General features: G+C 55.2%; 8 protein-coding genes. 3 read left to right on the top strand and 5 right to left on the bottom strand.

The window, feature by feature from the left end; translation table 11 throughout:
- Positions 1-37: 37 nt before the first annotated feature.
- From GOX63_RS07445 to GOX63_RS23955, 4 genes are all read right to left on the bottom strand, one after another.
- Positions 38-1,390: an HlyD family type I secretion periplasmic adaptor subunit gene (locus GOX63_RS07445; RefSeq protein WP_170326722.1), complete on the bottom strand. Its 1,353-nt coding sequence runs from the start codon at positions 1,388-1,390 to the stop codon at positions 38-40.
- A gap of 11 nt (positions 1,391-1,401) precedes the next feature.
- Positions 1,402-3,210, bottom strand: coding sequence for a type I secretion system permease/ATPase (locus GOX63_RS07440; RefSeq protein WP_254435882.1), 1,809 nt, complete (start codon positions 3,208-3,210; stop codon positions 1,402-1,404).
- A 463-nt stretch (positions 3,211-3,673) separates the two neighbouring features.
- A complete protein-coding gene (locus tag GOX63_RS07435) occupies positions 3,674-5,632 on the bottom strand; it encodes a type I secretion protein (protein WP_170326724.1) in 1,959 nt (652 codons plus the stop codon).
- Positions 5,633-5,760: 128 nt separating this feature from the next.
- A complete protein-coding gene (locus tag GOX63_RS23955; protein WP_170545379.1) occupies positions 5,761-8,076 on the bottom strand; it encodes a hypothetical protein in 2,316 nt (771 codons plus the stop codon).
- 600 nt (positions 8,077-8,676) lie between these two features.
- Between GOX63_RS23955 and GOX63_RS07425 the strand changes: the two genes are divergently transcribed.
- The 3 genes from GOX63_RS07425 to GOX63_RS07415 all read left to right on the top strand — a co-directional run bounded on the left by GOX63_RS07425 (position 8,677) and on the right by GOX63_RS07415 (position 11,790).
- Positions 8,677-9,444 carry a helix-turn-helix transcriptional regulator gene (locus GOX63_RS07425; protein WP_170545376.1) on the top strand — a complete coding sequence of 256 codons (768 nt, stop codon included), beginning with the start codon at positions 8,677-8,679 and terminating at the stop codon, positions 9,442-9,444.
- Positions 9,437-9,934 carry a hypothetical protein gene (locus tag GOX63_RS07420; protein WP_170326727.1) on the top strand — a complete coding sequence of 166 codons (498 nt, stop codon included), beginning with the start codon at positions 9,437-9,439 and terminating at the stop codon, positions 9,932-9,934. The genes GOX63_RS07425 and GOX63_RS07420 overlap by 8 nt, the downstream gene beginning before the upstream one ends.
- Positions 9,935-10,308: 374 nt before the next feature.
- A complete protein-coding gene (locus GOX63_RS07415) occupies positions 10,309-11,790 on the top strand; it encodes a hypothetical protein (RefSeq protein ID WP_170326728.1) in 1,482 nt (493 codons plus the stop codon).
- A 152-nt stretch (positions 11,791-11,942) separates the two neighbouring features.
- On the opposite strand, the gene GOX63_RS07410 is transcribed toward GOX63_RS07415, so the two are convergent.
- Positions 11,943-12,170 carry a hypothetical protein gene (locus GOX63_RS07410; RefSeq protein ID WP_170326729.1) on the bottom strand — a complete coding sequence of 76 codons (228 nt, stop codon included), beginning with the start codon at positions 12,168-12,170 and terminating at the stop codon, positions 11,943-11,945.
- Positions 12,171-12,607 lie beyond the last annotated feature (437 nt).

The raw sequence follows: 12,607 nt of genomic DNA, 5'->3' as shown, positions 1-12,607 counted from the left end.
TGCGTGGAAGGGGCAGACCGGCCCTGCGGCCAGCCCGTTACTGTTCGCGGAAGGCACGCGACATGCTGTCTGTCACAGGTTTCGCGATATAGGCCGCGAAAGTGCGCTCTTCGGTCTGGATCATGATCTCGGCGGGCATACCCGGTGTCGGGATAAAGCCCCGTACGCGCTCAATTTCTTCCGGTTCCAGCGAGATGCGAGCCAGATAGACCTCTTGCGGCGCGCCAGTGGAATCCTCGATCACTGAGTCCGCCGACAGATAGAACACTTGGCCTTGCAACACCGGCGTCGTCCGCTGGTTTAGAGCGACCAACCGCACCGTGGCGTCCTGTCCGGTAACCACGCTGTCGATCTCGGTGCGCGGGATCTGCGCCTCGATGATCAGGGGGGCGTCGGCTGGCAGGATCTCGGCAATGGGTTCACCGGTTTCGATCACCCCGCCCGGCGTGTGATAGTGCAGCCGCACTACGGTACCAGTCACCGGAGCCCGCACAACTGCGCGGTCCAGAACGCTGCGCGCCTGGCGGGCTTTTTCGCGGACACTTTCCAGATCGGCTTCGATCACACCCAGTTCATCCAACGCAGCCTCACGATAGGCTGCCCGGGTACGGGAAATCTGTTCTTCGTATTTCAGCAGCATCTGGCTGATTTCAGCCGCCTCAGCCTGTAGCCGCGCGTGCTGGCCTTCGGCTTCGGCTTGAACCCGGCGAATGGTGTTCAGTTCACCCTTGCGCACAAGCCCTTTTTCGAACAGCGCCTGTTTGGTGTCGAACTCTTCCTGAAGGATTTCCGACCGTCGCGTCATGCTGTCAAGCTGCGCCTCAAACCCACTTGAGCGAATGCGCAGAGCTTCCATGTTGCGTTCGAGCAAAGCAATATCGTTCAGCAAGGTCTTGCGGGACAGGTCGAATGTAATTTTCTGCCCGTCAAGGATGCTCATCACCTCGGTATCGTCCGAGGCGGCGATCAGATCCGGGGAAAACTCCAGCCGTTGTTCTTCACCATATTCCGCATTCAGACGCTCGGACATGGCCTGCAGTCGGATTTTGCGGATGAACAATTCACGTTCGTTCGCTTCTGCCGAGGTTTGGTCCAGCGTCATCATCACTTGCCCGGCTTTGACGGACTGGCCTTCGACCACCTGAATTTCCTGAATGATGCCGCCTTCCAAGTGTTGCACAATCTTGTTGCGGCCAGTGGCGACAAAGCTGCCCTGTGCGATCACCGCCGCCGCCAGAGGTGCACGGAAAGACCAGACACCAAAGCCCCCAAAGCAGGCGACCAGCAGAACAAATCCGATAACGATCAGACGATTGATCGAGCGCGGAACTTCGGCATACCAGACCGTCGGATCATTGGGATCGTTGTTCACGGGTACCAGTTCATTCATATCGCACCCCCTTACTGCTTCTGAATGCCGGGCGCATTGTTACGCGGCCCGTTCAGTTGTTGCAGAACCTGTTCGCGGTGGCCAAACAGCGCCACCCGGCCATCCGTCAGCAGCATGATCTTGTCGACCACGTTCAGCAGAGTTGGCTTCTGGGTGATCACCACCACAGTGATTTTGCTTTCCTTGGCCTGTTCGATGGCCCGCGCCAGCGCCTTGTCGCCGGCCACGTCCAGGTTCGAGTTCGGCTCGTCCAGCACCACCATGCGTGGATTGCCGAAGAAGGCCCGTGCCAGCGCGATGCGCTGTTTCTGACCGCCAGACAGCGGTGAGCCGTCTGCGGCCACCACGGTTTCATAGCCCTGCGGCAGCGTCGCGATCATGTTATGCACATCGGCCAGAACGGCAGCGTCGTGTATCTGCTCATCCGTCGCGTCCGAACGCATCCGGCCGATATTGTCCTTGATGGTGCCGGGGAACAGTTGCACATCCTGCGGCAGGTACCCGATGCTTTCGCCAAACTGACGCGGGTCCCAGTTGCGGATATCCATAAGGTCAAGACGCACACTGCCAGATGTCGGAAGGATCGACCCGACCAGCGTTTTACCGAGCGTGGTTTTACCCGCACCGGAATTGCCGATGATGGCCAGCGTCTCACCCGGATTCAGCGAGAAACTGATCCCGTTCAGGACGACGCGCTTGGTGCCGCCGGGCACGTAAAGCAGGCGCTCCACGTCCAGTCGGCCTTCGGGGCGCGGCAGGCGCAGCTTTTCGAATTGCAGCGCTGAATTAGACAGCAATTGATTGATCCGGCCATAGGCAGCGCGGGTCAGCAGGAAGCTGTTCCACCCTTCGATCGAGCCTTCGATCGGCGCAAAGGCCCGACCGGCAATGATCGACGCGGCAATAACCATGCCGCCGGTGATCTCACCCTGCAGCGCCAGAAACGCGCCCCAGCCCAGAATGGTGATCTGCGTCAGCAGACGCACCGCGCGGGAAATGGCGGCAAAGATCACGTTCCGGTCCTGCGCGCGGACCTGCCATGTTAGCGATTGCGCGGTGTCGCGGCCCCATATGCGCACGGCCTCGGGGATCATAGCCAGAGCGTTGATGATCTGACTGTTTCGCGACATCGAATCCAGATGCAGGTTGGCCATGGATTGCGCCTTGTTCGCCTCGGCGAAGGGCTTGGCGGTCATGCGCTGGTTGATGAATGCGATCGTCATCAACAGCAGGGCCGTGACGATCACGATCATCCCAAGCTGCGGATGCACCAGAGAGATCATCAAGATGAACAAGGGGGCGAAGGGCACATCAAGGAAGGATATCAACGTGCCCGACGTCAGAAATCCGCGCACTTGTTGAAGGTCGCCCAGTGTTTGATATTCACGTCCGCTGCCATGCAGCGAGGCATGGGCCGCCGCACTGAGGATCGGAGCGCCAAGACGGGCGGCCACTTCGACCGCGGTTCGCATCAGCATGAACCGTCGTACCGCGTCGAAGGCCGATTGGAAAATCACCGCCCCGGCGACAATAGCCGTCAGCATGATCAGCGTATCCAGCGACCGGCTGGTCAGAACACGGTCACTGATCTGGAACAGATAGATCGGGATCGCCAGGATCAGGATGTTCGTCGCACAAGTCAGGACCAGCACAAAGGCCAGATTGCGATAGATTGCCCGCAACGAGGTACGCAGTGTCTTGCGAAAGTCCTCTGGCGGGGTGCGTTTGTGGAATGTTTGGGGTGGCCCATTCCCATCGCCGCCACCTGAATTGCTGCGCAGCAATGGTTCGTTCGCCTTGGCCTCGATAGTGGTGCCCATGCGATCACCGCCATTCGAGCGCGACGCGGGGGGTATACGGTCGCTCGTCTTATTGACGGGTTCTGGATCGGGGCTCTCTGCGTCGGCCACCCCAGCACCGCTGCCCTGTTGGTCACTGTCTTCGGCAGGCTGCGGCTGCTTGCGCCGGGGGGGAGGTCCGGCGCGCAGGTGCGGTTCCACTTTCGCTTGGTGATGAGCAGGTTTTGCTTTCACGGTATTTTCGGCGCTCGCATCGCTTTCGGCGACTGCCTCCCGTTTACCGTCTTGCGGATCACCGATGCGTAAATCTTCGCTAAGTCGTAATCCGGGTGTTTTCTTTGGTTTCTTATCAGACTGGCCCGCGCTTGGCGGCTTAGAAACGCCGCCGCCGTTACGATCCAATGGGCTGGCGTATCGACTCGGGCGCGACGGAAAAACAATCGACATGTTAAAACTTTCAGGTCACTCGTAACAAACAGGGTTACTACGCTAGCATAGTTTGTAGGCCGTCGTCGATGGCAGCCATCTCAGAGGAGGTCAGAGTAGACGCGCCGGACTGGTTTTCAGCATCGCCTGCCGCATCGACCTCTTCCATCAGGATCGCAATCGCTTCGTTGGCCAGTTCGCTGTTTTCTTCTTCCGGGCTGTCGATCAAGCTTGCCTGATGCAACATCACTTCAGAATACTCTTCTTCCTGAGCCATAACGACAGAGTCGACACCCATCTTGGTCACATTGGCCGAGTTCAAAAGAGCGTTGCCGGCACCCAAGGCTGAAACCTCTTGCCCGCCCGGGTTGTCGATATAAACGTCGTCGTCATCCTGCAGCAAGGTCACCTGTTCGATCACGTTGACCTGCAACAGGTCGCCTTCGATCTTGAGCACCCGGACCAGTTCGGTTCCGGCATACATGGGATCGTTCAGCAGAGCATCCTCGAGCGCATCGGAATCGACTTCCTGCATTTCGATTGTACTGGCCATGTTCTGGCTCAACGCTTCGTGGGTATCTTCACCCTCGGCCTTCAGTGAGACCTTGTTCATCACCAGGTTGTCTTCTGCATCGGTCGGGCTTGCACCGTGAACCACATCACTGTCCATCAACACGATGGTCTGGTTCACGACATCGATCGAGATCATGTCACCGCCGATGATGATCAAGTCATAGAAAGAGCCGAGCTGAAGGATGTCGGTCACGTTGGTCAGGATGTTGTCACCCAACGTATACGCAGTGGACGATGCCGTGATTTCGGCAGAAATCTGGTCGATATCCGTGGCGTCGATAACTTGCTTGATGAAGTTCGTTACCAGCAGATCGCCACTGATCCAGTCGATCACGACGAGGGGGTCTTCGGCCTCCTCGCCTTCCTCGCCTTCTTCTGCGACATTGTCTTCCAACCAGGGCGCAACATGCGATTCAGAATTGATCTCGGACGCCTGCACCACATGCGTTTCGCTCTGGACGCCTTCTTCACCTTCATCGACATCCACAACAACGGCGACCTGGCTAACCACGGTCAGGTTCACCGAGTTTCCGCCGACCACGATATTGGGCGCGTCAACCCAACCGACAGAGACCGAAACCTCGTTGACGGCCCAATTGCCGCCCGCGACGACGGAATGGCCGTCCTCGAATTCGAGGTCTTCGGACTGGTCCCACTCGGCTGGCAACGCCTCGGAAAGCTCGTCCTCTTCTTCTTCCTCAATGTCCGCTTTGTGGTGCTCTGGGATCAATTCCAGAAAATCAGGCATTTCATCGACATGCTCGCCGTTCACGATCATGCCAGTGGCGCCTTCGCCCAGGAACTGATGCACCGTGATACCGTCAATTTCGACGTTCACGGGCGTATAAATCTGATCCAGCAATAGCTCGACCGCTTCGCCGGACTGGTAGTCCATTATATGGATCGACGGGGGTGTCACCGCGTGCAGGGACAACGCCACCTGCAGCGTAGCTTGACCCTGCGCCATCAGCGCCTCGACATCGCGGAAGTCCCCTTCGCCCACGGTGTCGTTGTCATTCAGTTGAATTTTCTGGAACGTGTACGTAACAGCCGAGCCGATGAGTTCGGTTTCGAAAACCGGCTTCATCACGACGTTCAGCTGCGTCATGGCCGAAAACTGCGCATCGGGAAAATATGCATCCGGGACGAAATCGGGGCCAAAGGACACACTGGTGTCTTCAATCGGGCCAGGTATCGCAGGTGGTGGGGGGACATCGGCTTTTACGCCGGAAAACTTGTAAGGCAGCGGGTCGTAATTTCCCGGGTCCAACTTCAGATCGGCTTTGACTTTAATGCGTGTGGGATCTTCCAGTTCTTCAAGCTCAGCTTTTCGACGCAGCGTGGTAAATTCTTCGTACTGGTCACGCAGCCGGGCCTGTTCAGTCGTTAACTCAAATGTTCCAACGAAATGCGCAATTTGTTCCGTAATACTGTCTAGCGACATATCGGTTTCCTCTCCCCGCACCGGCCTGAAATTTCCGGATTAGGTTCAGCTGGGCCGAGGCCGCCTAGCGCGGCCTCGGCGTTTTCTTTAAAGAGGTCAGAGCCCGCCTGAGCGGGCTCTGTCTCCAATTAAACGTCGGTATCGTCGCTGGAATAGCTCGACGACATGTTACCGCCAACCATCGTCGTATCGACCGAGTTACCAAGGACGTTGGCACCCATCACGATTGACTGGTTGAAGGCGGATGTATCGACGACCGCTGCAGCGGACGCATAGGATTCACCGCTCACAATTCCGTCACCGGCATTGTTCGAACCCCACGTTCCTGCGTTGCCGCCGGCACCGCCATCACCCGAGTTTGCACCCGAGGCGTTGCCACCGGTGTTCATGCCGCCTTTGGCGTCGCCAGCTTCAGCAAATCCATGCGCGTTTCCGCTGGTTCCGCCGAATGCTTGTGCGGCACCGCCGCCGCCACCGATGCCGGATTCCGACATACCTGTGGCCTCACCGGTTCCGGTCGAGGTTGCGTCGTTGTCGGAGTTTGCCGCACCGCCGTAACCCGAAATCGCTTCGGAAAGGCTGTCAGCACTACCATCGACATCGGCAGTTGCGAAGACTTCGGACATGCCGCCGTCACCGGCTGTGTTGGTTGCATCAACAGATCCGGTACCAGTACCGTCCGAGGTTGCATCCTGGTCGACCGCGCCACCGCCGCCGCCAACACCGTCAGCGTTTGCGTCTGCGGATCCGCCAGCATCTGCGGTACCATCGGCATCGTTGAACCCGCCGGCTCCGGCATCGGAATCTGCGTCCTGATCGCCAACACCGCTGGCATCGACTTTTGCGTCACCCGTGCTGCCACTGCCGTCGGCACCATTGCCGTCGCCACCGTCACCACCAGCGCCATCACCGCCGGAACCGCGTGCGCCGTCGCCGCCGTCGCCGTCACCGCCAACGCCCTTGGCGCCGTCGCCGCCGTCACCGTCACCGCCGTCACCGCCAGCGCCGCCGTCACCGCCGTCGCCACCGTCGCCGCCGTCACCGCCATCATCGCCGTCACGGCCGTCGCGACCGTCTCTAGTCTCGGCAACTCTCAGGAATGGGAAGCCGCCATCTGCGCCACCGTCACCGCCGTCACCGCCGTCACCGCCGTCACCGCCGTCACCGCCGTCACCGCCGGTTCCGTCACCGCCGTCACCACCTGTGCCAGAAGCACCGTAGCCGTCACCGCCGTCACCGCCGTCACCGTCACCGCCGTCGCCGCCTGCGCCGTCGCCGCCGTCACCGTCGCCGCCAGTACCGTTTGCATAGTTGGCTGCAAGACCGCCAGCAAGACCCAATCCGATGTTACCCGCACCACTGTCGCCGCCGTCTGCGTTGCCAGTTGACGTGTCGTTGTCAGCATCGCTCTTTTGGTCGGCATCTGCGTCGGAGTTATTGTCTCCGCCGGAGGAATCAGCAGCATTGCCGGCACCCGACAGTCCAAGACCCAAACCAAGGCCAAGCGAAGCTGCGTGTCCACCATCACCGCCGGTACCATCAGCGTCTACATCCGAATCGCTCTTTTGGTCAGCTTCAGAGTAGCTGTCTGCGTCGCCGCTGTCGCCACCGTCGCTATCGCCGTCCGCAGAGGCTTCGGACTTACCAACGCCCAAGCTCACATTATGTGCTTCACCCGAGTCACCGCCGTCGCCTGCTGTTGCATCGGCGCTGGCATCACCAGTGTAGCCGCCACCCGCAATTGCTGTGGCACCTTTAACATATGAACCCGCGTCACCCGCGTCTGTCGAGCCGCCATCGCCGGAATCGCCACCAGTTGTGCTGGATGAGATACCTTCGCTGGCTTCGGCAGTTCCACCGTACGCATCACCGTCTTGCGAGAAATCACCATAATTTCCGACCGTGGCGTTACCCAGCTCATCGTTGTCCTGAAGATGTGCCATCTGGCTATTGAAGGATGCCATATCGTTGCCGGCACCGTCCAACGAGACATCGATGTTGATGTCGTCACCTGGATCATAGTCGAAATCACCACCAACGGTGATAACGTCTTCTACAGAACCACCTTTGGAAACGTCGATATCTACGTGATCATCGTCGCGAGGAATCCACTCGCCTTCGCCAAAATCAATGTTGACGGAGTTCGAGTTGTCATTGCTGTCATCGCCGCCATTATTGTTTTGCTGTTGCTGCTTTTGATCCTGATCCTGATCTTGCTTCTGATCCTGTTCGTTTTCGTTGTCGACTTTTGTGTCTTGATCTTGTTGCTGTTGCTGTTTCTGATCGTTATCGACGCTGTTGTCGTTCGTCTGCTCCTGTTCATTCAGGTTCGCATCGATTTCAGCATTTTCAACATTAATATCGGCGTCAATCGGAACGTTTGCTTCTTTAACGTTCACTTCACCGATTGCTGTCACTTCATTATAAGGTTGACGGTTTTTCATATCAATTTTCCACTTATTAAGCGTCTGACCGTCATTCATCTACAAAACGGCTACCGACGCGGTTGAAACAAACTTTGGACACGCGGGCGCAAAACACACCTGGTGCTGTTTCTTCTGTGAAGTTTTTCCACCTCCCTTTCCCGGCTAAGCCGATGCGCTGTCTGCGGTATTGAAGCGCGCTAAAAATTGCGAATCGCAGACCCGTCAGGAACGAAGCTTCCCAAATTGAAGCAGGAACATGGTTGCAGCAGGAAGGCGGTCTGAATAGCTGCCCGAAAGCACTAATCCGGGTAAAATACTGTTTTCATTAGCTACTAATAATATTAACTCTGAGAAACCGCGCATAGGCACGAAAACAGGGCGGAATTTCGGCCGATCGGTTAAGGCTATATTTTTGCAGTACTTTTTTGAGAGGGCCGAGGAGGAACCTATACTAAAGTTCTAATCCCTATCGGCAGGACAACACGGAAAGTTGATGAAAAATAGACTTTCAGGTATAGTTACTTGGGAATAGATGTTAATTTACCGTTAATTTAAGCACCGCGTGTTGTTTTACGATTTCGCCGCAGATTTGGTGGCGTGTGTTTATAGGGGGAAGTTATGAGCAATCCGTTGCAGGATAGTGCTGCCCAACTAAGCGTTTGTTCCGAGGACTTTTCGATCAATTTCATCGGCAAGGAACTCTTCTATTCAAATCAAACTCTACGAAGTGTTCAGTCGGAGTTCGGCGTGTCCGCGCACCGCTATGAGGACATTGCCGATCTGAAACGGATAGGAGAACCGGGCTCGGTTGCCGGCAAGGTGGTGGTGGTTGATCAGATCATGCTGGATGATCTGCTTACCCGCCCGAGCGCCTATACCGAAGCCGCCGGGACAGGCTGTCTGGCTTTCGCCTACCGCAAGGAAGACGCCGCGCGGTCATTGTTCAAAACCTGGGACCGGGCTCAGTTCGGAGATATCGGGTACCTTCCTATGAATGTCGCGCCGGACGTTTGGCGCTCGATCTTGCGGCTGCTGATGCACGAAGAGCTTTACCTGCCCAGCTTCCTTGCCGATTGTGTCTCTGCGCCCCGCCGTCAGAGCAAACACCGCCTGCTGAGCGAAAGCCCCGTAGAGCCGAAGCCGAGACCGAATGAACCTCATCCAATCTACTCGCGACTGACGCGGCGGGAAAAACAGGTTCTGCAACTGGTCTCGAAAGGTCAAAGTAATAAGATCATCGCAGCCAACCTCGGCATCACCGAGCACACGGTAAAGCTGCACATGCACAATGTTGCGGGCAAGATAGGCGTCAGCAACAGGACTGCAGCCGCGCAGTTCTATTTCGAAGTGACTGCAGACCAAACGCATAGTCAGACCATTGACTGAAACGCTCGAAACCCGTTTTGACCGCCTGATCCTGCTGGTCGGCAAGTTGAACTACATGTGGACCAACACGGAAAGCCTGTTGATCCACCTGATCGCCGGCCTGAGCGGCACCAACAAGGATGTCGCGGTCATCATCTTCCTGACCCTCAACACCACGCGCGCCCGGATCGATCTGGTCGAGCGGCTTGCCAAGATGGACGGCCGACCGGCCGAAATCCGCGATCCGATTCTGGAGCATACCCAGCGGCTGACCAAACTGTCCTTCATCCGCAACAGATACAATCACTGCATCTACTCGTTCGATGCCGACAGCGGAAACCCCAAGACAATCCTGATGCGTATCGCGGATCGAAAGACCGACATAAAACTGGGGCGCGAGGATACAGTTGACGAAAAGGCCATTCAGGAGATCGAAGACATCGTGGCACAGCTCTCTGCCGCGAACCGCGATATCTGGCGGCTGATCACTCAGCTGGGTTTCCCGGTCTGACAGGTTGAGTGGTGCGGATGGCGGGGATCGAACCCGCAAGTCCTAGGACGAGGGATTTTAAGTTAAATCGACTTTGTTTGATTTCAGCCGCTTAGCGTTTTTTACTCACACAAACATATCAAGAACGTATGGTGAAAGTGTGAGTGACCTTTTTCGACCTAAGTACCGCTCCTCTTTCTTTCCTTTTTGCAATTCAAGGCCGTTACCTATTCACGCATCCACTTGTAGTGCGGTCATTGCCAATTAGCCGCGCTCAAACACAATCTTTGCTACACTCTAAGTTGTTGCTAAGCTCAAAGGTACGAAATCAGGGTGCCATATCGGCAACCTCGCATTTCTAGTTTTAGAAACATATTTTTGGTTAGGAGGGCATTATGCGCCCACAAGATGCACACACGTTTCTGGAAAATTTTTGCAACGAAGATGCTGGGATCGGGATATCAATAGATATCATTGAACGTATCCTGCGAGAGCAAGTCAGTAGCTCCAGCACTGCGTTTCAGAACATGCCATCAAATGAAACTTTCAAAGGCTACGACGTGGCTTTTGACGCAAACGTAGACCTTTCCACAGTACAGCTGAATTTTACCCAGGTTAATGGGAGAGCTGCGCTAAAGATAAGCAATTTTGAGATCACGTTTGCGATGAAAATCGATACACACGCTGTCGCGAACGTCCGGATATCTTATTCGGAGGTCATCGGATTATTCGATTTTGTAGATCGAAAAATCACCATAACGCCTCTTTCTGACAAGCACACCCCAAGCGCTCTAGACTATATTTGGGAAACCGACGCCAACCTGAAGGATATGTTTGAAGCTTCGCCTTATTCCTTCGACGAAGATGACTGGGACGACCTAAAAATATTTATTCGGGCAGCAATCTTGAATGCTGCATCTCCCATGGCTCGCTCTGTTATTGAAGCCCTGGAATTGCCGGACTTCCTTGAAATTTTTGTTGGAGTAGTCTTTGGCAATGACTCTCGATTTGAAGTCGAGTCTGGCCTTCTGATGTTCTCCGCTTCCTCGGCTTTGAATTTTGACAATTGCCCATCTTACAAGCCATCGGGCGGTGGTGGAGCGCGAGCACGTTCCACATTTGATGGCGATGAAGTCACAAGCTTGTCCTCGGATCAGTCTCAAAAGTTGGGTGAGGATCCAAGCGCGTTAAGTGTTGGTGGATCGTTGGACGATAATTATCCAGACTACCAATGGCCAGTTCCTCTCCCAGATAATCCCTTGGACATTGGACATGTTTTTTTGTTCACGCCAGTGAACTTACTGCAAGTAAATTTTGATGGTGCGCTAAAGCCTGCAGTCAATACCAATGATAGACGACGGCATGGTCCATTCTTCACCCATTACTCTCTTACGGCTGCTCTGGATGGGCCTTTGAAGCTCGACCTTGTGAGCTTGTGGCCAATTGTGTTTCAGCTTCGGACTTCTTTGTTCACAGCGGGGCAAGCAGGAGCAGGAATAAAGATTGGTAGTATTTGGTATGAGGCGATTGGTGCTCGGTTCACAGGTGGAGTAGACCTCGGTGTCGAATTCTCAATTTCCTATGATCCACGAAGAAGAGACATAGTGTTTGTTTCCCGCGTCTACGAAGCGAATGCCTATAATTTTTCCTTCGCCAGCACCCTGCCATGGCCTCTGTCCTCTGTGGCAAATTGGATCCTCGAGAAAGTAGTCGAGAAGCTATTACCTACCTTGGCCCGCAGAGCGGTATCCGTTTCCAGAATTCCGATTGCTGAACTTGGGTTGCTGGCCGAGGTGGCGGATCTTCTTCCAGGACTTACTGGTCACTCTGACGCGGGCACAGGGAACGCAACGTTTGGAGTCGCTCTTGATCTTTAGAAATCATCTCAGCTTTAGCTCGCAATAGCAAAGCGGTCACATTTGGGGGGGCGAGTTGAAATTCGCCCTCCTGATCTTTCACATGAGGTTGAGAGCTTTCATCAGGTTCTCTCCATTTGTTTGAGACACCCTGCTCCAAAGCCTCCCTTGGGTTATGTCGCTTTCTCTACGAGCACAGCGGAAAGATCGGCTGCGCGCGCTCTTATCAACCCAGATCCGTTGGCATAAAGAGCGTGATTGATGTTCGAGCCAGTTACATCAGGGTTTGTCCCAGTCTCATTGTAAAAATCGCTTGCGATGTCTTCCGCACGAGTGTGGTCGCAAATGAGCGAATGAACCGCGCCGCTCTTAAACACTAGAACCAGCTTCACATCTGCCATTTCCTATCTCCTTTAAGTGAATATTCTCAACAGTATCGGCAAAGCGAATACACAGACAACAAGCCCGATGGTCAGTTCCCTATCACCGTTCCGCCACATCTGTATGATCGTTGGAGCTAGTATGAGGGCCAGTGCGACGAATATCAGAAGTGGCAATACAATTCCCATGCGTTCGCTTCTCTTCCTATTTGTTAATAGTATGTCCCAAGCGTCTCTTCCCATTGCTTCAGGAAGGGGAGATCAAGTTCGGACTCAAGAATTTCCCTGCTGCCCAACATAAATCGTGGTGCATCTGGCCTTTTAGTCTTTCTCCCGAACGTACCGACTTTCCGCCAATAAAACTTCACTAATTGCTCTTTAGGATACAACCTGCAGACCTCACCCTCATACCTAACGACGGTTTGATCACCATTGCAGCCAATCACTCTATCAATTCG

It is taken from the genome of Ruegeria arenilitoris (genome assembly GCF_013031355.1).
GTDB lineage: Bacteria > Pseudomonadota > Alphaproteobacteria > Rhodobacterales > Rhodobacteraceae > Ruegeria > Ruegeria arenilitoris_C.
Note: the sequence above shows the minus strand (reverse complement) of the source record. Positions and strands in the feature narration are given on the sequence as shown.